At 67.1% G+C, this 24,825-nt stretch carries 26 protein-coding genes and 1 pseudogene; 14 read left to right on the top strand and 13 right to left on the bottom strand.

Features of this window, described 5'->3' with window-relative positions; genetic code table 11:
* Positions 1 to 149 precede the first annotated feature (149 nt).
* From BLU27_RS04865 to BLU27_RS04845, 5 genes are all read left to right on the top strand, one after another.
* Positions 150 to 722 (top strand): hypothetical protein, encoded by a 573-nt coding sequence (locus BLU27_RS04865; RefSeq protein ID WP_092650941.1) that lies wholly within the window; start codon positions 150 to 152, stop codon positions 720 to 722.
* Positions 712 to 1,251 (top strand): hypothetical protein, encoded by a 540-nt coding sequence (locus BLU27_RS04860; protein WP_157728230.1) that lies wholly within the window; start codon positions 712 to 714, stop codon positions 1,249 to 1,251. The genes BLU27_RS04865 and BLU27_RS04860 overlap by 11 nt, the downstream gene beginning before the upstream one ends.
* Positions 1,252 to 1,595: 344 nt before the next feature.
* Positions 1,596 to 1,892, top strand: a complete 297-nt coding sequence (locus BLU27_RS04855; protein ID WP_157728229.1) for an STAS domain-containing protein — start codon at positions 1,596 to 1,598, stop codon at positions 1,890 to 1,892.
* 255 nt (positions 1,893 to 2,147) lie between these two features.
* Positions 2,148 to 2,483 (top strand): WhiB family transcriptional regulator, encoded by a 336-nt coding sequence (locus tag BLU27_RS04850; protein ID WP_092650933.1) that lies wholly within the window; start codon positions 2,148 to 2,150, stop codon positions 2,481 to 2,483.
* A gap of 369 nt (positions 2,484 to 2,852) precedes the next feature.
* Positions 2,853 to 3,227 (top strand): molybdopterin-binding protein, encoded by a 375-nt coding sequence (locus BLU27_RS04845; RefSeq protein WP_092650931.1) that lies wholly within the window; start codon positions 2,853 to 2,855, stop codon positions 3,225 to 3,227.
* A gap of 109 nt (positions 3,228 to 3,336) precedes the next feature.
* On the opposite strand, the gene BLU27_RS04840 is transcribed toward BLU27_RS04845, so the two are convergent.
* Entirely contained in the window at positions 3,337 to 3,723 is a 387-nt protein-coding gene (locus BLU27_RS04840; protein WP_092650928.1) for a VOC family protein, read from the bottom strand.
* 56 nt (positions 3,724 to 3,779) lie between these two features.
* Here BLU27_RS04840 and BLU27_RS04835 point away from each other — a divergent pair, with 56 nt between their 5' ends.
* Positions 3,780 to 4,553 carry an MFS transporter gene (locus BLU27_RS04835; protein ID WP_277869302.1) on the top strand — a complete coding sequence of 258 codons (774 nt, stop codon included), beginning with the start codon at positions 3,780 to 3,782 and terminating at the stop codon, positions 4,551 to 4,553.
* Positions 4,554 to 4,878: 325 nt separating this feature from the next.
* Positions 4,879 to 5,481 (top strand): DUF4142 domain-containing protein, encoded by a 603-nt coding sequence (locus BLU27_RS04830; protein WP_092650924.1) that lies wholly within the window; start codon positions 4,879 to 4,881, stop codon positions 5,479 to 5,481.
* Positions 5,482 to 5,544: 63 nt separating this feature from the next.
* On the opposite strand, the pseudogene BLU27_RS04825 reads toward BLU27_RS04830, so the two are convergent.
* Positions 5,545 to 5,700 (bottom strand): annotated as a pseudogene (locus BLU27_RS04825) (transposase); the annotation flags it as partial.
* A gap of 1,255 nt (positions 5,701 to 6,955) precedes the next feature.
* On the opposite strand from BLU27_RS04825, the gene BLU27_RS04820 reads away from it, so the two are divergent.
* Positions 6,956 to 7,507 (top strand): hypothetical protein, encoded by a 552-nt coding sequence (locus tag BLU27_RS04820; protein ID WP_157728228.1) that lies wholly within the window; start codon positions 6,956 to 6,958, stop codon positions 7,505 to 7,507.
* Positions 7,508 to 7,637: 130 nt separating this feature from the next.
* Here the strand turns inward: BLU27_RS04820 and BLU27_RS29760 are convergent, their stop codons facing one another.
* Both BLU27_RS29760 and BLU27_RS04810 read right to left on the bottom strand, forming a co-directional pair.
* Complete coding sequence (locus tag BLU27_RS29760; RefSeq protein WP_197681684.1) at positions 7,638 to 8,855, bottom strand: peptidoglycan-binding protein; 1,218 nt, start codon at positions 8,853 to 8,855, stop codon at positions 7,638 to 7,640.
* 364 nt (positions 8,856 to 9,219) lie between these two features.
* Entirely contained in the window at positions 9,220 to 9,684 is a 465-nt protein-coding gene (locus BLU27_RS04810; protein ID WP_157728227.1) for a hypothetical protein, read from the bottom strand.
* Between the two features lie 1,098 nt (positions 9,685 to 10,782).
* Here BLU27_RS04810 and BLU27_RS04800 point away from each other — a divergent pair.
* The 4 genes from BLU27_RS04800 to BLU27_RS28800 all read left to right on the top strand — a co-directional run bounded on the left by BLU27_RS04800 (position 10,783) and on the right by BLU27_RS28800 (position 13,460).
* A complete protein-coding gene (locus tag BLU27_RS04800) occupies positions 10,783 to 11,031 on the top strand; it encodes an RsbRD N-terminal domain-containing protein (RefSeq protein WP_092650913.1) in 249 nt (82 codons plus the stop codon).
* 15 nt (positions 11,032 to 11,046) lie between these two features.
* A complete protein-coding gene (locus BLU27_RS04795) occupies positions 11,047 to 12,084 on the top strand; it encodes a Dyp-type peroxidase (protein WP_092650911.1) in 1,038 nt (345 codons plus the stop codon).
* Entirely contained in the window at positions 12,081 to 12,896 is an 816-nt protein-coding gene (locus tag BLU27_RS04790) for a family 1 encapsulin nanocompartment shell protein (protein ID WP_092650909.1), read from the top strand. The genes BLU27_RS04795 and BLU27_RS04790 overlap by 4 nt, the downstream gene beginning before the upstream one ends.
* A gap of 171 nt (positions 12,897 to 13,067) precedes the next feature.
* Positions 13,068 to 13,460: a hypothetical protein gene (locus BLU27_RS28800; RefSeq protein ID WP_157728225.1), complete on the top strand. Its 393-nt coding sequence runs from the start codon at positions 13,068 to 13,070 to the stop codon at positions 13,458 to 13,460.
* Positions 13,461 to 13,778: 318 nt separating this feature from the next.
* Here BLU27_RS28800 and BLU27_RS28795 read toward each other — a convergent pair whose 3' ends face one another.
* The 5 genes from BLU27_RS28795 to BLU27_RS04755 form a co-directional block, all read right to left on the bottom strand.
* Complete coding sequence (locus BLU27_RS28795; RefSeq protein WP_157728224.1) at positions 13,779 to 13,967, bottom strand: hypothetical protein; 189 nt, start codon at positions 13,965 to 13,967, stop codon at positions 13,779 to 13,781.
* Between the two features lie 50 nt (positions 13,968 to 14,017).
* On the bottom strand, positions 14,018 to 14,596 hold the full coding sequence (locus tag BLU27_RS04780; RefSeq protein ID WP_092650907.1) for a 3'-5' exonuclease family protein: 579 nt from the start codon (positions 14,594 to 14,596) through the stop codon (positions 14,018 to 14,020).
* Positions 14,597 to 15,018: 422 nt separating this feature from the next.
* Positions 15,019 to 16,800, bottom strand: coding sequence for a long-chain fatty acid--CoA ligase (locus BLU27_RS04770; protein WP_241827784.1), 1,782 nt, complete (start codon positions 16,798 to 16,800; stop codon positions 15,019 to 15,021).
* Between the two features lie 892 nt (positions 16,801 to 17,692).
* Positions 17,693 to 18,847, bottom strand: coding sequence for a sensor histidine kinase (locus BLU27_RS04760; RefSeq protein WP_197681683.1), 1,155 nt, complete (start codon positions 18,845 to 18,847; stop codon positions 17,693 to 17,695).
* Positions 18,840 to 19,517, bottom strand: coding sequence for a response regulator transcription factor (locus BLU27_RS04755; protein ID WP_092650901.1), 678 nt, complete (start codon positions 19,515 to 19,517; stop codon positions 18,840 to 18,842). Before BLU27_RS04755 ends, BLU27_RS04760 begins: the two co-directional genes overlap by 8 nt.
* Positions 19,518 to 19,669: 152 nt before the next feature.
* Between BLU27_RS04755 and BLU27_RS28790 the strand changes: the two genes are divergently transcribed.
* On the top strand, positions 19,670 to 19,810 hold the full coding sequence (locus BLU27_RS28790; RefSeq protein WP_157728223.1) for a hypothetical protein: 141 nt from the start codon (positions 19,670 to 19,672) through the stop codon (positions 19,808 to 19,810).
* A gap of 30 nt (positions 19,811 to 19,840) precedes the next feature.
* On the top strand, positions 19,841 to 20,914 hold the full coding sequence (locus BLU27_RS04750; RefSeq protein WP_157728222.1) for a hypothetical protein: 1,074 nt from the start codon (positions 19,841 to 19,843) through the stop codon (positions 20,912 to 20,914).
* A 638-nt stretch (positions 20,915 to 21,552) separates the two neighbouring features.
* On the opposite strand, the gene BLU27_RS28785 is transcribed toward BLU27_RS04750, so the two are convergent.
* The 4 genes from BLU27_RS28785 to BLU27_RS04735 all read right to left on the bottom strand — a co-directional run bounded on the left by BLU27_RS28785 (position 21,553) and on the right by BLU27_RS04735 (position 24,721).
* Positions 21,553 to 21,756: a hypothetical protein gene (locus BLU27_RS28785; protein ID WP_157728221.1), complete on the bottom strand. Its 204-nt coding sequence runs from the start codon at positions 21,754 to 21,756 to the stop codon at positions 21,553 to 21,555.
* A gap of 395 nt (positions 21,757 to 22,151) precedes the next feature.
* Positions 22,152 to 22,379 carry a hypothetical protein gene (locus BLU27_RS04745; RefSeq protein WP_092650897.1) on the bottom strand — a complete coding sequence of 76 codons (228 nt, stop codon included), beginning with the start codon at positions 22,377 to 22,379 and terminating at the stop codon, positions 22,152 to 22,154.
* Between the two features lie 540 nt (positions 22,380 to 22,919).
* Positions 22,920 to 24,023: an NAD(P)/FAD-dependent oxidoreductase gene (locus BLU27_RS04740; RefSeq protein WP_172804871.1), complete on the bottom strand. Its 1,104-nt coding sequence runs from the start codon at positions 24,021 to 24,023 to the stop codon at positions 22,920 to 22,922.
* Positions 24,020 to 24,721: an alcohol dehydrogenase catalytic domain-containing protein gene (locus BLU27_RS04735; RefSeq protein WP_241827986.1), complete on the bottom strand. Its 702-nt coding sequence runs from the start codon at positions 24,719 to 24,721 to the stop codon at positions 24,020 to 24,022. The genes BLU27_RS04740 and BLU27_RS04735 overlap by 4 nt, the downstream gene beginning before the upstream one ends.
* Positions 24,722 to 24,825 lie beyond the last annotated feature (104 nt).

Here is a 24,825-nt window from a genome sequence, read left to right as displayed (position 1 = left end):
AGGTGGCGCCGCTGAGCGGCGCGATCCACAACAAGTAGAAGAGCGGCCCCCGAAGGGGCCGCTCCCCACAGACGGCGGAGAGCCGGAACAAGGCCTGGAAACCTTCCGGCTCTCTGCCTTCCACACACCCTGATGAGGAGGGCTGTGGCATGTCTGATGCTACCTACAACCAGTCGCCTGAGGACCCGTACCGGGACCCGATGACCCCTCAGGACACTCCGGCTGACGCGCCCAATGGCGCTGATCACGAGTTCACAACCAACACCAACGGGCTCGCCGATGAGCCGGCCGAGGAGCCGGAGGCTGAGTCAGACGACGACATCGATGACCTCGATGACATCGCCGGTTTGAGCTGGGCGTTGCGGCAGATGCTGCTGCGTGGTTACCGGCTGATGGCGGTGTATGAGCACCTGCGCCAGGCGGTCGACTGGATGGCCGCGGAACTGAAGGTGCAGGAGCAGGTTCTCAACGATGCCCGCGAGTTCGATGCGGACATGGACTGCCGCCAGGGCGAGGCCGTCTTCAAAGATGCGACCGCGATGACGGCGACGATCGCCGGCGAACGGGACCGTGCCGCCGAAGTGGTGTGCGCGATCTTCGGTCAGAACGCGTTCAAGACGGGCCAGGTCCACAAGACCTTCTACAAGGCCCAAGCCGCCCTCGACGACATCGCCAAAGCAACCGCCTCCGACATCCATGGAGGTGGCGACGATGCCGCGTAAGCGAGGTGGCCGCAGTAACCGGGCTCGTGCGGTGGAGAACGTCAAACCCCGCATCCACCAACGGTGGGGTGCGCAGCTGCTTCTCGCGTTTTGGCGGTGGCTGCCGGAACTGGCGCTGGCCGGCACTACGGCGACGGTGTTCGTGTATCTGGTCCGGATGAACCTGCCCGCCTGGGCAGCCGGGTCAGTGATCGTCGCACCCGTCGCCGTCGCCCTGGTGGTGCCGTACTCGGGCAGGATCCTCGTGGCGGTGTTCTGGGTCGACGTGACCCGGCACCGGCTGCGCACCTTCATGGCCGAGAACGGGCTCCGCAACCGGTCCGGCAGGCTGCCGTGGCTGCTGTTCATCTACCCCACAAGGGTCGGTGAACGAGCCTGGATGGTCCTGGTCGGCGGGATCTGCGTGGAAGACGTCGAGGAACGCATCCGGTCCCTCGGCTCCACCTGCTACGCACGCTCCGGCCAAGTCCAAGTCCACCGGCGGTGGACACATCTGATCCGCATCGACATCTGTGGTCAACGCAATTGACCAGTGCGACCGCCGGGACCCCATAGCCACTCACTTCCGCCACCGGAACCCCGGTGGTGCACCGCCGATCTGCAGTCCGGATCCGGCCGCAACGTTTGGCCTTGATCAGTGCGGGTACGGTCCCGGTCGACAGCCACGGGGGTCGTCGCCGATTGTCCTCTGTGAGGCTAGCTATGACTGGACACGCCTTCTTGCCTGCCGACGTAGGCCCGTTGGACAGGTCCTTTCCCAGCCAGAACGTTCGCTGCGAGCCCGGCGGTCAGAACACAGGCGCGTCCCCGCGACCGCCCTGGGGCGGCGCGTTGGTGGCAGGTCCACGGCCGGAGATCGCTTCGACACTTGACGTGACGTGGAGCGCAGACACCCGAGGCCACACCGTGGCCTCCGTTGCCGGGGCCGTCACCGACCACAACGCGTGGGAGTTGAAGCGCCGGCTGCAGTGGCTGCTGCTGAGCCGGCCACCGGTGCTACTTCTGCAACTGAACCAGGCACGCTTCGTCGGCCCGCTAGGGGTCCGGTGCCTGGCTGCCGCGTACCAGCGGGCCGGTCAGCTGGGAGTGGACATGAGGGTGGCGGCACCCGCGAGCGGCGACAACCGGGTACTCCACATGACCCGCCCAGGCCATCCGCTGATGCCCTGATCCGGCCGCGACCCGCACTTGCAGTTCCCGCCACGGGACCCCCGTGGCAAACCCTGACCGGGCAGTCGACTCGGCCGCTCTCGGCTGCCAGCCCCACCAGCCCAGACGCGGCTTGTCGGAACCCACCGGCCAAGGCAACCACACATAGCAGTACGTCATCACACGTAGCAGTACGTCATCCCATCCACTGCACACGTCGTACAGCGCGTCGCTGTTGCGTTGACCCGATGTGACCTGAGGCGAGGAGACACCACGATGCCCAAGCGCCGAAGAGCGATCCTTGGCGGACGGAGCAACACTTCCCGACCGCCGAAGGCGTGGACCCGTTGGCACGAATACGCAGCCTGCGCCGACGTGCCGTCCCACCTGTTCTACGGACGCGAGTCGGAAAGCGCAGCAGAACGTGCCGCCAGAGAGGCAGCGGCCACAGCGGTGTGTGCGCGCTGTCCGGTCCGCTCCCAGTGTGAAGCGCATGCGATCAACCTGCCGGAACCCTACGGGGTGTGGGGCGGCACCACCGAGGCAAGCCGACGGAACCACCGGCAGTGGGCGAGAACGCACGCTTACAGCGAAGCCACACGTGCGTCCTGAGCACCACCTGACTTCGCAGACACGCTGGCGATGAGCCCGCAGTAATCGACGTCCGTCACAGTGGGCTCGGCATATCGCCCGGCACCAACCACGCACGTGGTCCCGTTGGGCGGGACGTGATGAGGGTCGCCAGTGTTCTGGCGGCCCTCTTGTCGCGCCCAGTTGGGCCAGCCGGCCGGGCGCCGAAGGCGCGGAGCGAGAGCCGGCGCCGTCAGGCGGGCGTGCGGCGACCTGTGGTCGCCCCTGAAGACGTTTGGGAAAAGTCATTACCGATCAACTGTCGGATGACGGGCGGCTCTGTCTGCTCCGGTAAGAGCACGAGCACCGGGCATGACAATCGCGGGTTCCCAAAATGATCATAGTCGCCGTTTGCCGCATCAGCAGTCATTTGATGCGGCAGCGTTTGTTCCTCGCTCCACAGAACTGTCCTGGCCGGCACGGCTGCGGCCGGTACCGCAAGTCGTCCGGGGGCGTGCGTTCGCGGGAGAGATCCAGGTCACGGCAGTCGAATACCGCATCGACGAGGGTTCCTGGCAGGAGGCGTCCCTGGCTCCGCCGGAGATACCGGGCGCGCGGGTACGCTGGCAGTTCAGCTGGGATCCCGAACCCGGCGATCACACCATCCGGGTACGCGCCACCGACGACCAGGGCCATACCCAGCCCGACACCGTCCCATCGAATGACCTGGGCTACTGCTACCACCCGGTGCTGTCCCACCCGATCCGAGTCGAATCCACGACCTGAGGCCGTATCAGGGCTCGGAGAACAGGCGGGCGAACTCCAGGTTCCCCCTGGTGGTGGGCCTTTCACATGTGCGCGGCCGAGGGAAGTCGAACTCACAACCTTCTGTGAGTCAGCGCTGGTCGCGGCGCAGCGGATGGTCGTCGGGGACTTGGACGAGGATGAGCCGCGTGCCGTCTGGGTCCTGGATCGTCATCTCGATCAGGCCCCAGGGCTCACGCCGTGGAGGCGCCACTACGTCGACCCCGGCCTTGGCCAGGCGGGCGTGTTCGGCGGCCACGTCGCGAACCTGCAGCCAGATCGCGAGGTTCGCCGGCGGAGGAGCGGTCGACATGCCGGACACCTCCAGAAGCGCTGTACCGAGAAAGAACACGATTCCTGGACGGTCCGGCGGTCCGAACTCCCGGTAGATCGCCAGGCCGAGCACGTCCCGGTAGAACCGCTGGCTGCGCATCAGGTCGGTCGGTCGCAGTATCAGCCGGCTGGTAAGTACCTCCATCTCGACATCCTGCCCAGTAGGACGCATCAGGCCGTGGTCGGGGCGTCGTCCCGTACCTGTTCCTCGGGTTGATCATCGGTGCACTGATGGATCGGTGGCGTCGGCAGCGGGCATTGATGATCACCAGCGTGGTCCGCGCGGTGGCTTTGGCTTCGGTGCCGGTGCTGTTGCTTACCGATGCACTCGACTTCTGGTCGCTCGCGACCGTCGTCCTGGTGCTCGGTGTCCTTACATTGTTCGGGGACTCGGCCGCTCAGCCGTTCCTTCCACGCATCGTTCCGAGGAACTCGCTCGTGATGGCGAACGCTCGGCTCGGTCAAAGTGAAACGGTTGCGCGCACGGTCGGACCCGCACTGGGTGGCGCACTGCTCAACCTGGTGGGCGCGCCGATCCTGTTTGTATTCGAAGGCGCTATCAACGCGATTGCGGCTGTCCTGCAGTCTCGAATCAGGGTGGACGAGCCGAGACCAGAGCCTCGTCCTCACGGCCGCCATACCGGCCACGACATCGCGGACGGGATGCGGTACACGTATCAGCATCGGACACTCCGCCCTCCGGCGATCTCCGTGCACACGTGGTTCCTTGCGAACAGCATTGTGTCTACGGTCTTCGCAGTCTTCGTTCTCCGCGAGCTGGACATGCCGGCATGGGGGTACGGCGTCGCACTCGCGTGGGTGCTTCTGGGCGTGCGATGCGCTCTGCGGCCGACAACGCTGAGCGGGCTGGCGGGTTTGGCCGGCCACCGCTCGATCGGACGCGGTTCGACCGCGGACCTGCAGGTGCGGATCGAGGCTGCCGCGCCCCGTACAGCTCCGATCTCGCGGCGCTGAGAAATCGCGACACTCACCTGATTCGAGGGTTCCGCTAGTTCGCAGATTGAAGTCCAAAGGGCTGGTGCGCAGGTCGGACCATCGGGGGATACGTCGGCCTGGCCGAGCGGGCTAACCTAGCCGGCAATCGACGCGACCCACGGGCCAGAAGAGAACAGAATGGAACCCGCGATCACAACGGCTTTCATTGCCGGGTTGCAATCAATCTTCTGCCTTCAGGTGGAAGAGGCGTCAAAGTGCAAAAAGCGACGGTTACGTTGCGTTGTCGTCACATTGAAGGCTAGCGGGGAGTGGGCTGACAGCTACAGGAGGAGGGGAGGCTTCCATGACCCTGCAAAAGATGGCAACACGCGCCGGGCTGGCCGTCGGCTTGGCCATAGCGGGCTGGGGCATAGCGGCGACTGCTGGGACAGCAGCGGCCGATACCAGCACCAGGGCCGCTAACGTCAGCTTGGTCACCAGTCGGACTGCTCAGCCGGTATCCAGCCACGATCACATGTTCATGGACCAGGCGTCGCAGATCAACCTGACCGAGATCTCGCTCGGCAGGTACATGGAGGCACACGCCACCACCATGACAGCGAAGAACCTCGCCGCCCACTACGTCCGTGACCACACAGCAGCGCAAGCCAACCTGCGGGCACTCGCCTCGCGCCTGCGTGTGGCCCTGCCGACGACGCCCGGCATGCAGCTCGAATCCATGGTGGCTCGGGTGGAGGCCCAGAAGGGCAGGAGCAAGGATGCCGCTTTCGTCACGGCCTCCGCCAGGGGCCACCAGACAGCCATCGCCGTATTCAGGAAGGAAGAGAGCGCAGGCAGTAACCCAGCGGTGAAGGCTTATGCTGCTCGCTACTTGCCAATCCTGCAGACGCACCTGAGACATGCCGAGCATGCCGAGTCCGCGCTGCATGTCACGCCTACCAGATAATGTCCGTGCAGGACAGCGCGGCTGAGGGTGTGTCCGATGAACGGTGGATCCGGGCGGCCTGGTCGTTGCGAAGTGCCCGCGGGCCTTGACCGCCCGCCGGTAGCGGGCGTTGAGGGACTCGATGGCGTTGGTGGAGCAGATGACGCGGCGGATCTCCACGTCGTAGTCCAGGAACGGCACGAACTCGGCCCACGCGTTCTCCCACAACCTGGTGATCGCCGGTTATTGCCCGCCCCACTTGCCGGCGAACTCGGTGAACCGTTCATTCCCTGGCCGCGGCCTCGGTCGGTGCGGTGATCCACCCATCCTGCCCGGTCCACGCTTGCGCCGTCGGCAGCCCCGAGCAGTGCGCACGCACATGCGTGGTGACCACCGGCCCGGGCGCCTGGACTTGTGCTGCGACCCGCGGGAGCCCGGCTGTCCCGGTCCGGAGAGGAGAGGTTGGTCGGTTCAGGCCGCGGTCTCCTCTACCGGTGGCCAGGGGAGGTCTTCGCAGTAGAGCTAGCGGTGGGCCCGCAGTGGTGGAGTTGCCCGATCAGCTTGTTGGCCAGCCGTCTGACCGCTGTCTCGTGGCTGTCGCCGGCGGCCCGTCGGCGGTCGTAGTAGGTGCGGGCACCGACAGGCGGGCGTCTGCGACTGCCTGCGGCGAATACACGGCGACGTTTCGCCGTCGCAGTCGTCAGCTATCGATCTGGGTTCGGCCTCTCGCAGGCAGTCGCCAGTACTCGCCCGCACGGTGGTAGACGCTCGAAGGACGAAGGGACCACGCGGATCCCCATACTGTCGATGGCATGGAACTCGGGGAGTCCAGGTGAGTCGTGCACCGGTGCGTAGGACGGCGTCGTGCGACTCTCAAACGACCAGGGTCCTGTACGGGGGTCGCAACTTCAGCACACCGCAGCCGGTGGAAGGTTCGAGGACGTCGTCCATGGTTCGTGGCGGGACATGACCGAGCCGCTCCTACGGGCCGAGCGTCGAGGTATCCGGCCCGTTGGTTCATAGCCGTGATCTTCGGTGCTTTCCCCCGTCTCCGTAGGTCAGTCACCTCTCGGTGAATCATCGGGTCGGGCTCGAGACAACCCTCGGAGCGGAGCTGCGGACCGGGACTCCGTCGGGTCCTCGCGTCGGTCCGGGCTCTCAGCGATCCAGCGTGTCGGCGGCTCGTGAGGGTTCGGAACCGGCCCGTGCCTAACAGCGGCAACGAAGTCCCCGGATGGCTCTCGCATGGCTCCGACCCAGGGGAGGTGGAGGCCCGTGTTGTGGCCAAAACGGGGCGCTGGGGGTCACCGGGGCGGACGTCGAGCCCTCGTCCGCCACCGCCAAGCAAGTACTTTTGTGCAGGTCAGCGTCGTCCGCACCCCCCGCAACCTCCCGTCGCGGCTCGACGCTCTCGCATGGCCCGATGTTGATTGCTCGCCGACCGTCAAACCGTGCGATGGCGCGGCACGTGTCTTAGGGCGAGTAGATTCCTGGCGTGAGCAACGATCTCCCCAACATTTTGTATGAATATATTGGTCGTGTTGTCGTGAAGGCGGCCGAACTCGAACGGGCGCTGGCGGAGGTGTATACCACCCTTACGCTCGGACCGCCGGACGGGACGACAGAAGAGGACGAGCGTCGGGCGTTCGTCAAGACCTGGGCGAGCAGGCCCGGGACATTGATGGCTGCAGAAATGCAGAAGCCCGACGCAGGAGTCCCCGATCATCGCCGTGACGAGTTTGACGAATATTTGAGCGAAGTGACCACAGCGCTGGAGTTCCGGCACGGCGTCGCTCACTCGGTGTGGCTCCAGGTGGAGGACACTCTTTGGGGTACTCGCTATCCCCGGAAGAGTTCCAATGGCCAGGGCAACCGCACGAGCGGCGTCGCGCATGTCGGTGAGACCGAGGCAACGCTGATGGAGCAGGTGGCCACTCTCAGCTGGCTCATCCACTGGGCGTACATCTGGCTCGGTCGGTTTGAGGCCGAATGGCTCAGTGGTCGCCTACCGGTGCGCCCACAGCCTGGCGACGAGGCGACGAGTTAGTCAGCCGGTATACGTGAGCGTGCGGCGGTAGTGGGGCAGTCGTTCGTCACCGTCGCGAGCCCCTGCGCAAGCGGGCTGTTACGTGCGCTCTGCTCAGTGAGACCGAACGATGCCGGGCGCCGTCAGGTTGCTACTTAACGGTGAAGCCGTATTTCTTGCCGAGGCGTGTGAGGGAGTCCTTGCCGGGGATTCCGTCGGCGTCTTTGCCGCTGTAACCGCAGCGGAGCTGCCATTTGCGGTAGGCCTGCACGGTGGTCGATCCGAAGCTGCCGTCCCCGGCGTAGGTCTGTGCGAGCAGGCCTTCGCGGTGGAGTGCGTCTTCGACGAGTCGTACGTCGTCGGCTGATCCGGGAGTGGTGCCGCCCTGCTTGCGGGCGGGGTCCTGCTCAGCGGCGCTGACCAGTTGGGCGAGGTCGACGATGTGATCTGGTCGTTTCGGTGTGATGGTGGGTAGGTGGCCGAGGAGCTTCTTGAGGCTGTCGGGGCCTGGAACGCCGTCGGCATCGCGGCCGGACAGGCCGAGGGACTTCTGGAAGTCGCTGTAGTTTTCGGTGTCGGCGTCGGTCCACCGCGGGCCGGGCCCGTTCGTGTAGTGCTTGCCGAAGCCTTTGGCCACCAGAGCTTTGCCGAGCTCGGCTACCTGGCTGCCGGCCGCGCCGTAGCCGTACTCAAGCCCCGCGATCTTCACTTTGTATCGGGCCGGGTGTGTGGGCTCGGGAGGCACAGGGGTGGAGTCATCGTAGGTGGGGCGTCCGAACCCGACGATGTAGTAGCTCGTACGCCGGACCCGCCGGACGCCGTCCGACCAGTTCCCCTCGATGGTGGTCACAGTGCCGTCGGCGTGGACGGCCTCGACCAGCCCTGTGTGGTTGTAGCCACTGCCGGAGCGTCCACGTGTCCAGTCGAAGAAGACCTGGTCACCGGGTCGGGGAGCACCGTGTCCGATCCTGATCCACTGGCGCTGCTGCTGATACCACTTCGCGACTGCGGGGCAGTACGCCGAGTTCGGGTTCAGCTCGGAGTCGGACCACCCCGACGGGAACCCCTCGGGGTTGACGAAGTTCCACCGCACGAAGATCGCGCACCATGCCGTCGGTGTGCCGTACCACGAGGTGAACTTGTTGCGGTTGCTCCCGGGGGGATCCTCCCCGATCCCCAACTGCCTGCGGGCAAGGTCCACGACCTCACCGACACGAGCTCTCACCGCTGGCTTCTCCCGGTGCAGCCCAGGCGCCGGAGCGTTGTGGTCCTGGTCCGGCTCGTCGCCGTCGATCGCAGCATCCTGGTCCTGCGACGGCTGCTCCAGCTCCGCATCAGGCCCTATCAACCGGGCCGTCTGATCGGCCACCTGTTCTGCCGTAAGGCCCAGATCCGATGCAGCTGTGCTCTCGTCACCCATGTCCCAACCCCCTCCATGTCAAGGCATCAGCCATGTCGCCGCTCGCAGCATCGATGCAGCAGGCGGTGTACACCTCATACAGTTGGATTCCCATAGCCACCTACCGCCGGGCGGCGGCGTATTAGACACGCATCGGCAAGCCCCCGGGAAATGCCCTTGCGTGCTGGCAAAGTCGAACCTTCGGCAGGTCCGATTCTTCTCCGCACGCAAGGGCCTCCTGCTTCTACCGCCCATTACCACGCCTGGTACGACACCGTTGAGGTGTACGAGTTCGAGGACACCTGCGGTCGGCGCGGGTGGTCGACCTCGGTTGCTAGCTGACCTTGACATCCTTGATGACGGTGCTGATGTCGGTGATGATCTCGACGACGCTCTTGGCGGCGACAGCGAGACCGGCGGTCAGTTTCGCCCAGTCCTCGGCCCAGCGGTCATGCGGGTCGTGGCCCAGCAGGAACTGCAGGGACTCCACCTGGGCGAGCTTGTCGCCGGGAATCCACTCGTTGTAGTAGGTGTCTGTGCGGCTCGAGCGGCCCCAGAACACCGACTTGGCGTCGACCCCGGCGGTGCGGATACCCGAGGCCCACACCACGGTGCCGTCGCCGGCCATCGCCAGGGCCGAGGTGCCGCTGGTGAAACCCAAGCCCCAACTGTTGGTGTTGGTGAGTACCTGCAGGTACAGCTGCCCCTGCGCCGAGATGTGACCCGTAGCGCTGATGTGGAAGCCACGACCAGCCGGGTCGCTCCAACTGGCGGTGTGGCTGATGGGAAAGGTTGGCATGAACATTCTCCTCAACGTAAGGAAGACGGCCCCCGTCCAAGCTGATTGACGAGGAAGAGACACGCTCGCTGGCCAGCGCGGCATCATGATCACACCCGGCAGATCAACGCGTCTGGGGAATTGCAGAACTTTGGGAGCATCAACTCGACCTGGTACCTCCCTGCAGGGGTAGAAGAGAAGTGGGGCACTCGATGCGTCGTCGCTCTGCTTCCGTTTGCATCCCTCCGCGACCCGCACGACGGTGGCGTCGACGGGAGAGGAAGCGCTCGAAGACCGGGGCTGCAGGCCGGTCAGTGCACTACATGACACTTGATGACGGTGCCGACCGCTGCCGTGTCGGCATCTGTGGCTGGCACCGTCTGCACAGACGTCCGAGCCAGCGAGGGTAGGTGCCGGCGGGCGTACGCCATCGGTGCGGCAGGGAGCGGTTGGCGGTCGCTTGCTCGGATCATGGCGCGGCGGATACGCGGCGAAGTGGTGGCCGGTGCGGTGAACGCGCTGGTCGCAAGGGGCGTTGGAGATTGCCTGAAACCGCTACCGAGGGACCCCTCTCGGTCATGGGTTCGAATCCATGCCCTCCGCCTGACCTGCCTCTTAGCCGTTCTGACCTGCGGAAACGCTCTTCTGGGATACACGTTCGGTGCACAACTCGAGACCGAGCGGACGTGTCGCCAGCTCGGCCAAGTGATCGAGCATCTCGACAAGGCCGGGGCCGAGCATCCGCTTCGGATCGTTCCCCCGAAACGTAGGTAATGGCAGGCGGCGAACTCTGGCAGATCCCACGCCGACCCGATACGAAACCGCTGGCAGATCCCCGCCAGCATTAGACGGTGGTCATTACCCGGACGGTCGCGACGTCCAACCCCACAAGGGAGAACCGGCTCGATCACGGCCCACAGCTCATCGCTGATCACACCCGAACGGATCCGGAACCCATCCTGGCCGACCATTATGGGAGTCGCGGCAGCGGCACTGGGCTCGCTGGGAGGGCCGGAATGCCGGTACCAATCTGCTTCGGGCCGGGCATCCTGTGGTTGTTGTCGAGTGGGTCGGTGGGAACGGCGGGGGACTGGTGGCCCTTTCCGGAGGTCGGTGTGCATGAGCCGGGCGGGGCGGGGCGAGTTGACGGAGTGGGCGCGGGCGCGGCTGCCCTTGCTGATCGATGACGCGTACGGCGCGATTCTCGATCGGATCGAGCTCTATCGCAGCGGTCGGTTGGTCCCGTTGGATGACCTGCACCGCTCGGTCGAGCAGAACCTGCGCTCGATCGTCGCGGCAACGGCGCGCCCGGATTTCTCGCTGGGCCTGACACCGGCGCACCAGACCGGCCGGCGTCGGGCCAATTGAATGAGACGAGGGTCGATGAGTTTGCAGTGCACAACCCAGGGCACGCCACAGGACGTCCTGCAGCCGCCGGCGAGGGCGGCGATCTTCCTGGTCGTGACGGTGTGCCCGGGTGCCGAGGCTGAGGTGCTCGATCTGTTCGCCGACGTCGCCGGGTTGGTCCGGGCGGTCGGGTTCCGGCAGCCGGAGGACGGCCTGAGCTGTGTGGTGGGTATCGGCGCGGACGCGTGGGATCGGTTGTACGTCCTGCCCCGGCCGAAGGGCCTGCATACCTTCCGGGCGCTGAGCGGGAGCAAGCACGCGGCGGTGTCGACTCCTGGTGACCTGCTGTTCCACGTGCGCGCGCGGCGGATGGATCTGTGTTTCGAGCTCGCCCGGCAGCTGATGATCAGGCTGGCCGGACGGGTCGAGGTCGTCGACGAGGTGCACGGTTTCCGGTATTTCGACGAACGCGACCTGCTGGGTTTCGTCGACGGAACGGAGAACCCGGGTGGCGCGGACGCGGTGGACGCGGTGCAGGTCGGGCAGGAGGATCCGCGGTTCGCGGGGAGCAGCTACGTCATCGTGCAGAAGTACCTCCACGACCTGACCGCCTGGGACGCGCTGCCGGTGGAGGAGCAGGAGCGGGTGATCGGCCGCCACAAGCTGAGCGATATCGAACTTCCGGACGAGGTGAAACCGTCCAACTCGCATGTGGCTGCGAACACGATCACAGACCCGGACGGGACAGAGCGGAAGATCGTCCGCGACAACATGCCGTTCGGTTCGCTCGGTGCCGGGGAGTTCGGCACCTATTTCATCGGGTACGCCTCCACGCCCGAGGTGATCGAGCAGATGCTGAGGAACATGTTCATCGGGAACCCTGCCGGCAACTACGACCGGATCCTGGACTTCTCGGTGGCTGTGACCGGAAACCTGTTCTTCGTGCCCACCGCGGATTTCCTCTCCGACCCGCCCGAATCCGACCCGCCCCACCTCGCCGCCGCCGACGGTACGCCGGCAGGCGTGGATGGCTCATTGGACGTCGGCAGCCTGAAAGGGAGTGCCAGCTCATGAAGAATCTGCACCGCGAACTCGCACCGATCTCCGACGCCGCGTGGGCCGCCATCGAGGCCGAGGCACGACGAACGTTCATTCGGAACGTCGCGGGCCGCCGGGTCGTGGACGTGGTCGGCCCGACCGGGCCGGCGCTGGCGGCGGTTGGCACTGGGCACGTCCGGGCCGTCGATGCACCGGGCGGCGGGCTGCCCGCCGGGGTGGTCGTGCACCGGAGGCTGGCACAGCCTGCGATCGAACTGCGCGTTCCGTTCACGGTCTCTCGACAGGCCGTGGACGACGTCGAGCGCGGTGCGAAGGACTCCGACTGGCAGCCCGTGAAGGACGCCGCGCAGCAGATCGCGTACGCGGAGGACCGCGCGATCGTGGCCGGGTTGGACGCGGCGGGGATCGTGGGTATCGCGCCGTTGAGCTCCAATCCTGCACAGATGTTGCCCGCGGATGTGCCGGAGACGCCGGACGCTGTGGCGCGGGCGATCAGCGCGTTACGGCTGGCGGGTGTCGCCGGGCCGTACAGCTTGCTGCTGTCGGCCGAGGCATACACATCGGTAGCGGAGACCACCGACCACGGCTACCCGATCCTCGACCATCTGGCACGGTTGCTCGGGGACGGGCAGATCGTGTGGGCGCCTGCCCTCGAGGGTGGCCTGTTGGTGTCGACGCGCGGTGGTGACTTCGAGCTGCACCTGGGGCAGGAGGTGTCGATCGGGTATCTGTCCCACGACGCGGACACTGTCCAGCTGTATCTCGAGGAGTCGTTCGCGTTCCTGGCCTTGACGGCCGAGGCCAGCGTCCCGCTCACCTCCGGGTGACCGCCGAGGTGGACGTGCCGCGCCGCCCGCAGTTCGGTGACCGTGTGCCGTCAGCGTGGGTAGGCGGCGTCGATCCAAGCCTCGAACCGTTGCGCCTGGTCGTCCGACCCGGCACCATCGCACCAGCCGGGTCCGTTGTTGTTCCAGCGTGAATCAACTCTGGTGTGGGCCTTGATCGCGAGCCTGTTCATCGGGAACCTGATGCTGGGAATAGCGCTCGGCGGCTTCGGCAGGCATCTGCGGCTCGACCGCGGCTTCGATCCACAGGTTCTGCTCCGCTCGTTCCATCGCGTACCGGATCGGCTGGGTCCGGGTGAGCAGGATGAAGCCGTCCTCGGCCAACATCTCGCGCGCGGTCTGCAACGCCCGGACCGGGCCCGCGGCGTACCCGAAGGACTGCAGGAACAGGATCCGGTCGAACAGCCGGCCAGCGAGCCCCGGCACCGCCGCCAGATCGGACAGATCGCCCTCGACAAGCTCGACGCCCGGCGGACGGTGATCAGCTTGCGTCGGATGGTGGCGGTGTCTTCGTCGGCTGATGCGCGGCAGGTGTCCGCCACCTGATGCGTGTTGTGGCGGCGCATTCGCGTGCCGGTATCCCCAGGCTTGACCTTGACGTAGCGTCAGCCGTGCATGCTGGCGCCATGACGGTGGCCGGGGCGTGAGGGAGGGGCGAAAGGGATCTACCCCTCGTGTGCCACGCTAGCGCCCCGTTGACTCCTGCCGGCCGGCTGCGTCTTGTTACCCGATGTGAGCTCGCCCGGTGTGCGTTTTGATCTTGAGTCCGTGCTGTCTCGCTGATTCGTGAAGCGGTGGCTGAGTTGCGCGCCGCCGACCCGCCTGGGGACGGGAGGCGGTCGATACCCGCTGCACGGTCCTGGGCTACCGCGACACGCCGACCTCACCGTACGGGTCAGGGCTGTAGCAGGTCCACCCGCCCACGCGTTCGCTGAGCGGCTTGTCGCACTGGTCCTGGCTGGACCCCACCGTCCGGAACGCCACGACGGCCCCGGCGCCGAGGACGACCAGCACGGCCAGGGCGATCACTTTGGCTCGCATCGACAATCTCATGCGCGCTCCCTTCCCACGTGACGCCGGGACGAAAACGGATCTAGTTGGCCCTACCACCGCCTCCGCCGCCGCACGTAGGCCTGTAGCTCTACCGGCGGGGTACCGAGCTTCGGGTAATTGTGGGCATCAAGGACCGCTGGGTCGCCCCGCCAGTACCGGCGGATCTCCAGATACGCCCGCCGGGTCGCGCAGTTGCGTTCCCAAATCTTCGCCGGCGGGAGAGGCGGCCGTGGCCTGCGCGTACGTGTCCCCGTGGTCGCGGTTTCGCAGCTGTCGGGTTCCATCCGCAGCAGTGGGCAGTAGGCCTCGTCCAGCAGTTCGGCAACGGAGTTGGCGCCGACACGCTCGGAGGCGGCGAGGACGATCCGAGCGGTCGCTTCGGCGTCCTCAACCGGGTCGTGGCCGATTTGGCCCCAACTCGCTTCGAACGCCGGTGAGCGGTCAGGGACCACCCGCTCGTACACGTAGTGGAGGCGATAGCCGCCCAGGTACCCGGGCTTCCCCGGACCCCTCACCGTCTGCGCGACGTTGTACGCGCACGCGTAGTCCAGCCGTGGCCAAGGCGCCCCGTGGGCATCAAACGCGGCGCGCAGGTACGTCATGTCCGTCCCGGCGTTGTAGATGAACACCGGGCGGCCGGCGATTACGGCAGCGATGGATGGCCACGACAATGAACGGTGCACGCTCGTAGGTCGCGCGGTCCAGCTTTCCCCCGTGTTTGTCGTGGAGGGTGTGGGACCAGCTGATCGTGTCCCACGGGTGGCCGAGCACCCGGAACCAGCAGCAGCGGCGCGCCGTGACCTCACCGTCAACGACTTCCACCAGGCCAAGCTGCAACGGCTGACGATCCTTAGGGCGACCATCCACGCGATGACGATGGGAATGAGCGGGAACGTGAGCGCCTGCGCGACTTCCAGGGCCTTGGGCACCCTGAAGTGGAGTCGGTGAGGGTGAGAGACCACCACACGACGTGGACGGCGACGTAGCCTGCGAGCATCCGGGTGTGGTCTGAAAATGAGTTTGCCGCCGCCGACGGCGAGCACCGCGGGCTTTAGCCCGCCCCGAACCGCTCCCGCAGCGTCTTCTTGGAGAACTTCCCGACCGAGGTCTTGGGGACCTCGTCGATGAACTCGACCCGCTCGGGGATCCACCAGCGTGCGACGCGCGACGACAGGAACGCGCGGAGGTCGTCCGCGGTCAGCGCATGGTCGTCCGCGCGGACCACGCAGGCCAGTGGGCGCTCGCCCCACCGCTCGTCGGGCACTGCGATCACCGCCGCCTCCAGCACCGCGGGGTGGGCCATGATCGCGTTCTCCAGCTCGACGGAGGAGATCCACTCCCCGCCGGACTTCACGAGGTCCTTGGTGCGGTCGACGAGCCGGATGTATCCGTCGGGCGAGATCGTGGCGACGTCGCCGGTCCGCAGCCAGCCGTCCTTGGTGAACGACGCTCCACGGTCGCCTTCGGCGCCGTAGTAGGAGGCCGCGACCCACGGCCCGACGACCTCCAACTCGCCGTGGTCGCTGCCGTTCCACGCCACCTCGTGGGTCGTCCCGGGCTCAACGATCCGCGCCTCCACCAGCGGCATGGGCACGCCCTGGCTTGCCCGCAGGCGCGCCAGCTCGTCCGCGGGCAGGTCGGCAAGCGTGCTCTTGATCGTGCACACGGAGCCGACCGGGCTCGTCTCGGTCATGCCCCACGCCTGCAGGATCGGCAGGCCGAGCCGCCGTTCGTATGCCTCCGACAGCGCCTGCGGCACGGCCGACCCACCGCAGACGACGGCCCGCAGCGCGGACAGGTCGCGGCCGTGCAGCTCGTCGAGCGCGGCCGTCCAGATCGTCGGCACGCCGGCGGCCAAGGTGACGCGCTCGCGCTCGATCAGTTCGGCGATCGCCGACGGGCTCATCTGTGGCCCAGGGAACGCGAGCGCGCTGCCGGCCATCGCGGCCGCGTACGGCAGGCCCCAGGCGTTGGCGTGGAACATCGGGACGATCGGCAGGATCGTGTCCCGCTCGCTGACGCCGAGTGTGTCGGCCAGCATCACGCCGAGCGAGTGCAGCACCGTCGAGCGGTGCGAGTAGACAACCCCTTTGGGGTGGCCGGTCGTCCCGCTCGTGTAGCACATGGCCGCGGCCTGGTTCTCGTCGTCGACGTGGAAGTCGATGGCCGGGGACGCGCCGATCAGCGCCTCGTAGTCGATGATGCGATCGTCGGCCGGCACCTCGCCGGCGCCGTCGTCCATCACTACAACGTGGCGCACCGCCGGCGCGTCCGCGATCAGCGGCAGCAGCGTCGCGGCCAGCGAGCGGTCGACGAATACGACCTCGTCCTCGGCGTGGTTGACGATGAAGGTCACCTGCTTGGGGAACAGGCGGATGTTCAGTGTGTGCAGCACGCGCCCGCTGCACGGGACCGCGAAGTACAGCTCCAGGTGGCGCGCGCTGTTCCACGCGAACGTGCCGACGCGCGCGTCGGGCGCGACGCCGAGCGCGTCGAGCGCCCCGCCGAGCCGGCGCGTCCGCCGCGCCCACTCGCCGTAGGTCTGCCGCTCCCGCCCGGTCGCCGTCAGCGTCGTGATCGTCTTCTCGGCGAACAGCCGCTCGGCGCGGTTGAACGCGTGGATGAGTGTCAGCGGGTGGTCCGACATCTGCCCCAGCATCTGGTCTCTCTCCTCGATCGATCGCGGCGAGCTGCCGCTCGTCCGTCCGGTCTGTGAGGGAGTGCGGCGCACGTCCTCGATCCCCGTCCGTACCGCCAGCCCGTTGTCGACCACCGAACAACCCGCCATGAGGGCCGTCCTCGCCACCGCGGGCACCACCAGCCGCCAGCGCACGCGGTGAGGGTAGTAGTGGCGGCAGGGCAACGCCAACAGGCCTGTGCCGCGATCGTGGTCTCCGGCCTGCGTCAGGACCGATCGCCGGCGTCCCCGTCCAATACGTCGGCCTTGCCCGCTGCTAGTTCACTGCCCGGCCGACGTGGCGCCTGTTGGTAGTCAACCGGCGCGGCCGACGTGGACTACGACCACGGTCACGGTGTGGTCTTCGAATCTCGTAGACGATGCGGTAACGGCGCGTTTTCGCGCCAGTCCAGAGCGTAGGTCACTCGGTGAGCCCGAGCCTGCGCTTGGCCTCCTCGTGCGGGATGGTCCGCAGGGTGCCGTTGGCCTTCTCGAGCTCGTACTGGGCGATGGCGAGCCGGTCCTCGAGGTCTTCCAACTCGGCGGCGCTGATGATCGCGGCCGCGGCCTGGCCGTGGTCGGTGATGATGTCCTGGTGGCGTGAGGCTCACTGGCAGACACCCACCCTGCCCGTCAACGCAACGACCTGCCGGTCCCGGCGGGCTGACCCCAGCGTGACCCCGATGGCTGCAACACCTAGTGACCACAAGCACCAAGCCGGGACGTCCAGAGACGCGCACTTTGGCGGATGCGCAGACGGCGAACCAGCTACCGACCGCGCCGACCCTCGACACTGATGTAACTGATGGATGAGCAAGGAGTCGGACGTGCCTGCGTCGTCTGTGGCACGTCCCGTGACGAGCGCGAACCGCGAGTGGTCATCGGCCACTCGTAAGGGAACGGGAGTCAGCTTTACGCCTGCGAAGGCAACTGCGCCGACCACTTCGATCCGATCCCGTGGTGGCGATGACGGCTGAGACCACCGGCGGGCCAGCAAACTACCGGATGGCCGTGGCCGCGGTGCAGTCGCAGCTTTCCGACCCGCGCGTCATCGCAGCGCGCTGGGTGTTGGAAAGACCACCTGGATGTCGAGACCGCCCTTCGGGCGGGCGTGGGCTGTGAGCGTGGCGCCGTGCGCATGGGTGATGGCGCGCACGATGGCAAGGCCGAGTCCATGCCCTTCGCTGTGACGGATCCGCTCGGTGCCGAGTTGCCGGAAGGGCTCGAAGAGGTGCTCCACCTCGATCGCGGGAACGATCGTCCCGGTGTTGGCGACCGACAGGACCGCACCGGCGGTGCCGGTGGCCGTGCGGATCTCGGCGTGTCCGTTGGGCACGTTGTGCCGGAGGGCGTTGTCGACGAGGTTCGTCACCAGGCTTTGCACCAGGCTTGGGTCGCCGGTGGCGGGGGCGGCGGTGAGCGCGACGTCGAGCCGTACGCGGCGCCGTTCGGCCTCGGGCCCACGCGTGAGGAGCACGGTGCGGGCGACGTCGGCGAGGTCCAGGGGTTGTGGTCGCTGCTGTCCGCGTTGGCTGTTGGCCAGGGTGAGCAGTGCTGCGATGAGGCGCTCCTGCTGTTCGCCGAGCTGGAGCAGTTCTTCGCAGGTCGCCCGCAAGGTCTCCACTGTGGGGGCGGGATCGGTGATCGCGACCTGGAGCAGGGCTCGGCCGGCGCTGAGCGGGGTACGCAGTTCATGTGAGGCGTTGGCGATGAAATGTCGTTGTGCCTCGAACGATGCTTCGAGGCGGGCGAACAGGTCGTCGAGGGTCTCGCCGAGTTGGGTGAACTCGTCGTGGCGGCCGTGCAGGCCCAGGCGGCGGTGCAGGTCGTTGGCCGAGATGTCCTGGGCGGTTCCGATGATGGCGCGTAGTGGCCGGACGAAACGACCGGCGATGAGCCAACTCAGCGCGAGCGAGAACGCGGCGATGACCGCGAGTGCCATGAGCAGGCCGCCGAATTTATCCGAGCCGATGGATTCGGCGAAGACACCGGAGGAGTGCCCGGTCGTGGCCGTGCCCGTGGCTTGCGCCGGCTGGTTCGGGGCGGGTTGCCAGGTGCGGTGCACGAGGAGGCCGGGCGCGAGAAGGTAGGTGCTGCCGAGGATCGCGACGACCGAGGTGCAGATGAGGGCGGCGTACAGCAGGGCCATCCGCATCCGTAGGGTGGGCCGGAGAACAACGCCGGCCGATACGTCGTCAGGCAACGGGGGCATCGGGTTCTCCGATCCGGTACCCGCCGTCGCGCACGGTATCGATGACGGGTGGATCGCCGAGTTTGGCCCGCAGCCGGTACATCGTCTGCTTGACCGCGGTGGTGAAGGGGTCGGCGGCCTCGTCCCAGACCCGTTCCAGGAGTTCCTCGGCGGAGACCACCTTGCCTGCGCGGGTGAGCAGGTGCTCCAGGACGGCGAACTCCTTCGCGCTGAGCGGCAGGCGCCGCCCGGCCCGGAACGCGGCCCGGCTGCCGGGGTCGAGGCGGATGTCGCCGTGGCTCAGCATCGGGGGTACCGGAGGCGCGGCGCGGCGACCGAGTGCACGCACGCGGGCGATCAACTCCGGGAAGTCGAACGGCTTGGCCAGGTAGTCGTCGGCGCCCATGCCGAGACCTTCCACCCGGTCGTCGAGGCTGCCCGCCGCGGTGAGCATGAGGATTCGGCTGGGTGAGCGCCCAGCGGCCAGTCGGCGGCAGATCTGGTCGCCGTGCACGCCGGGTAGGTCCCGGTCCAGCACCACGACGTCGTAGCGGGTCAGTGCCAGGTGGCTGAGCGCGGCACCGCCGTCGTACACGACATCGACAGCCATTCCTTCGCGCCGCAGTCCAGTCAGGATCGCCCGGGCCATGGGCTCGAAGTCCTCGACCACCAGCACTCTCACGGCGGGCACGTTCCTTCACACAGCGGCTGACCTGCTCCAAGCATGCCAGGCCGTCGGTCTCAGCCAGGTATCAGCCGCGCGCACCGTGTCGAGACCGGCACCGGCGTACAACGAGCGTCGAACCGGAATCACGGACGGAGAAGGACACTCGGATGAGTGAGGCGACCATCGAAATCACCGGGCTGCGCAAAGCTGACGAACGCGTGGCCGCCGGGGCGCTGCTCACCGGCGGCACCCCTGGTGCTAATCCGCGACGCCTAACAGCGCCGCACCATCCGCCATCGACCCGCTGACGCGGGCAACCACGAAACGGAGACCACCTGATGCGACGTCGCAACTTCCTGGTAGGCGCCGGGGGAACCATGCTTGCCGGTACCGCCCTGGCCGGTGCTGTACTGGCCGGTCCGGCGGGGGCCGAGGACACTCCTGCCGGAACAGCTCCACGGGGCGCTCAGGACGCCATGCTGGCCGCCTTCAACACCTACCCGATAGTGGGCGGGTTGAGCCCATCGCACGGCGTCCGGAATATCGACGAATTCCTCATCTCCCTGGTGTGCAACCCCCGCCTGCCGTCCGTCGTGACCGACATCGTCGCGGAGAACGGCAACTCGCTGTACCAACCGATGCTGGACGAGTACATCGCGGGCGGGGACGTGCCCTTCGCCGAGGTGCGGCAGGTGTGGCGCAACGGCCTGAACGCCGCCGGCAGCTACTCGACCTTCTACGAACAGCTCTACCCCCTGGTACGCCGGATCAACCAGCGGCTGCCCCGTGCGAAGAAGCTGCGGGTCCTGGCGTGCGAACCACCAATCGACTGGAGCAAAGTGACCAGTCCCGCGGACTTCTACCCGTTCCTCGCCGACCGGGACCAGCACATCGCCTCCGTGCTGGAGAGCGAGGTGCTCTCGAAGCGACGCAAGGCCCTCATCCTGATGGGGACGGGTCATCTGCGGCACGGCAGGGGCGCCGCCGAGATCTACGAGCAGACCTATCCGAACTCGACCTTCGTCATCACCGGACATCTCGGGTTCGCGAAGGACAACGACGAGCTGGAACGGCGGATGGCCTCCTGGCCCGTGCCGTCGCTCACCACCTTCAAGGGCACCTGGCTGGGCGAGTTGGACTCCTCCTACTTCTCGCTGCCCGGAGACGCGCCGCTGGATCCGGGCAAGGGCTACCCGGGAATCGACGGCTACCTGTACCTCGGTCCGCGCGGCTTCCTGATGCACCAGCCCCCTTCCGCCCGGAGCGTCCTCGACAACGACGTCACCGCGGAACTGGAGCGGCGGGCCACCGTGGTACAGGTTCCGCCGGACGCGCCGTGGTGGCCCTCCGTGCTCTTCCAGCAGGAAGCCGCATCCAGCATCTTCTTCTACGATCCTGATCAGGACATCTGATGCCTCTGCGGCAAGGAACTACCGACAGTCAAAGCGTTCCCGACGGGTGGGCGGTCCGGTGACCAGGCGCCCGCGCACCGCGGCAAGACGTCGCTCTTGTACGCCTGGGCGGTTAGGTCGCGGGTCGATCGGCGGTGCGCCGGCTCGCCCGGGAGCGGCCGCCTCGGGCGAGGGCTCACGCGCGGCGGACGAGGCTTGAGGCGGAAGGACTTGGCGACCTTCTGCCGGTAGATCTCCTGGGTGGCGGGAATCCACGGGATGCACCCAGCGTCCAGCGGGACTGCGGCGGGCAGGGACCTGCCCGTGGGCCTGCCAGTTGTAGACCGAACTCGGCGAAGGATACAGAACATCGCGGGGAATGGGCTCGGCTGACGACATGCGCTCGGGAAAGCCGCAGGTCAAGCCCGAAGTCCTTCGGGTCTTGAAAACCGCTACCGAGGGACCCCTCTCGGTCGTGGGTTCGATCCCATGCCCTCCGCTTCACCTGCATGGCATCTCTCGGCGGAGGACGGGCCGGTCAGGCGTTTCTTACACGCATACGGCGAGGCGCAGACTTTGGTTGTGGTACCACGAAGACACCCCGGCCCTATCAGCTGGAGAGGCCACAGAGGACAGGACCGCACCCGTCTTGAGCAAACTCAGCCGGTCAACGCAACGAACTCGGTGATCGACAGGATGCGTCGATTTCGATCGACCGCAGCGCGCATCGGGCGACCACGGACCGGACACCGGGTCGGATCGCTCACCACCTTGGGGGTTCCCAACGAAACTCGCCAGTGGCAGGCCCGCTCGGCACACAGCGCCTGCCCGGCCGTGTGCGGTTCTGGTCGACTGGTGATCATCCCGCCCACTTCTTGCCGCCACGCGACCTCAAGGCGATGGAGGAGTCGGGGCTACTGCGAAGCGGCGTTCCGGGCGGTCTCGTGGCGTACCGGTGGTACGACCCGTAACTGATGGGTGGCTGGGTCGTTCACGTGGCAAGGCCGGCCGCCCGGTGACTGTCAAACCACCTCCCGGGCCGTCCGCCTGTCGGCCCCGCGCCCACCTCCCCCCTCCGGGCGCGGGGCCGATTCTCATCTTGGAGCCGGAATGACGGACCTGCGTGGGCGACACGACCCGTGACCGATCGGTGTCTGGGTCGTTCGCGTCCACAAGTGGGCCCGAAGTTGGCCCGTCACACTCCGCCCACCCGTCGGCCCCGCGTCCCCTACATCACCCCGAGGGCGCGGGGCCGGTTTCACGCGTCGGAGCGCCCGAGGATGACCGCCGACCCGGCCGGCATCTGCTCCAGCCACACCCGCTCGACCATGGTGACGTCGAGGCGGAGCGGGCTGCCGTCCTGCAGCGCCAGCTCGTACAGGATCAGCCCGCCGTCGCTTATCCCGGCGCGGAACGCGATGACCTGCAACTGGTCGCCCGTCCGCAGGTAGACGACGGCGGGGATGGTGTCCGGGCAGGTCGTCATGGCGGGCAACGCTACTTGGGGCGTTGTCTTATGTCTTTATGATCTGGGCTTGTGTTCGACCCGGTAGCAAAAGTCACTCGCGGTCGACGCGATTCCTTGGAAATTCTTGGAAACTCCTGACCGGGTGCCTTCCTGCTCTTCAAGCATTCTTGGAGAGGCCCATGGTGTATCTGGATAGCGACCCTCCGAGCGGAACGAACTCGGCAGAACGGCGTTCTAGGCAAGCGTTCCAGGTGACGTGGAGGCCCTCAGCGTCCCGACAACGGTCAGGTGCCTTCGATGCCCACCGTAGCCCGCACCGTGACGGCATCACCCAAGGTTCGGCCGCGGCTGCTGTCTTGGCGCCACGTTTCCAGCGAGTGCGTCAGTCGGGAGCGGCGGACCGGGTACCAGGTGGCGGGTCGCCAGCCCAACGGCTCGTACGCAAGTCACCTGGTCACATTGTCGCGCGGGGACCCTCGCGTCCGCAGCGACCACACCGCTCCGCGCCGACCGCTTGCAGCGACTCCCTGAGTGCGGCGCCCGAAGGGTCCCCGGGAACTATTGCTGGGGTTCGCCGAGGCGCGCCTCGGGCGTGAGCTCGGCGGCGAGACCGTCGCCGGTCGTGGCCCGCGCGAGGGCGCGACCCAGTGATGGTGCCTGCTTGAAGAGATTGTGGCCGGCCACGAAAAGGATTCGACCTGCCTCCCAGACGGCCACGCCGTCCTCACTCCACGGGAGGTCGGTCACCCAGCAGTGGACAAACTCGCGCGGCTCCGGGTCGAGGCCAGGCAGCGCCCGTGCCACGTAATCGCGTGCACGTTCGTCCAGTGATCGAACTGCCGCCGGGTCGATGAACGTCCCATCGTCGCGGACGCCGACAGTCTCGCTGAGTCCGACCGCATAGCGGCTGTTGCCCGGCAGCGGCGTCGCGTAGACGCCGACTTCGCCGAAGTCGCCGCTGCCGTCCTGCAGGCACGCGACCCGCGCCGGGGCGGCGGCCTTCACGGCGAAAGTCAGCCGCACGTGTGCGGCCAGGCGAACTGGCAGCGAAAGGCCGACGCTTCGCGCCAGGCGTGCGGTTTCGCGGCCGGCGCACACGACTACATTCGAGTAGACAGCGCAGTCGGTGACGCTACGCACCTCAACCGTCCTACTGCCGCGGGGTTCGATCGAGACCACCTCGCCAGTTACGACGGCGTCCCCGAGCTGACCCGCGAGCGCTTTGATGGTGGCGCGCGTACGGATCGCGCCGCCCGCCTCGTCGAACATCGCTGGTCCGGAGTACCCAGCGAGCAGCGGCATTCGCTCGGCGAGCTCGTCTGAATCGATCGCGCGCGCGGGCACGCCGCCGACACGGTCGAGCACACGCAGCCGCGCGAGCGCGCTTTCGCCGATTGCCACCGCACCATCTGATGAGACCAGCTCGACGTTGAACCGTTCGGCCCACTCAGCCCACACTCCGCGGCTCTTGCGCGCGAACGCGACGAGCCGAGGGTCGTCGTGCGCATGCCGGAAGATTCGCGACTCGCCGGCGGACTGGCCGCCGCCGGGCAAACCGGTCTCGTACAGGCGCACCGCGACGCCCTGCTCACGTAACGCGTACGCAGTCGAGAGGCCAACGATCCCGCCCCCGATCACCGCGACCTCTGGCGAACCTGTCATCGGACCGCACAAGCGCAGATTGTGCCGCGATGGGTGTCTATTCCTCGAGCGTCGTCCATCGCTCCGCAGCGGTCAAGGCGCGCCCTATTCACGGTCGCCGATCCAGAAGCCGTCGAGCAGCGGTCAAGCTGACACACCCGCCGGCGTGGCTGGGGGCACGCGCGATCGCTGGTCCGAACCCGTTTGCCCCAGGACTTGGCATCGGGCCTGCAGCGCTGTGGTCGAGGTCCGCCATGACAGTTCCTTGGCCAGCCGCATTCGGTCCGGGTGGCGGTCGACGACCATTGCTGGCGCCCTTGATCGTGGCCGACAGCGCTGCCATCAGCCCCACTGGACCGGCGCCGTAGATCACCACCGAGTCGCCGGGGACGACCCCGGCCATCTCGGTGGCGTGGTAGCTGGTGGGGAAGATGTCGGCCAGCCACTCGCATCAGCTCAGCCTGCCCGCCTGCCCACGGACCCATTGCTGCGAAGCCGTAGGCCGCGCCGGCCATCTTCGGGTCCGGCTGGGTGGTCAGGCAGTAGTTGGTGAACCCGCGCTCGCAGTTCTTGCAGAACCCGCAGGAGATGTTGAATGGCAGGACCACCCGCTCGCCGACCTTCACCTTGTCGACGCCATCGCCGACCTCAATGACCTCGCCCAGGTTCTCGTGGCCGAACCAGCGGCCGGTTTCGAAGTCGGTCCGGCCCTCATACATATGCAGGTCCGAGCCGCAGATGTTGGCGGCGGTGATCCGCACGAGAATGTCGGTAGGACGTTCGATCTCCGCGTCGGGGACCTCGCTTCATGAGAAGCCTCCTG

The organism is Actinopolymorpha singaporensis (assembly GCF_900104745.1).
In the GTDB taxonomy this organism is placed as follows: domain Bacteria; phylum Actinomycetota; class Actinomycetes; order Propionibacteriales; family Actinopolymorphaceae; genus Actinopolymorpha; species Actinopolymorpha singaporensis.
This window is presented reverse-complemented; position numbering and strand designations above follow the sequence as displayed.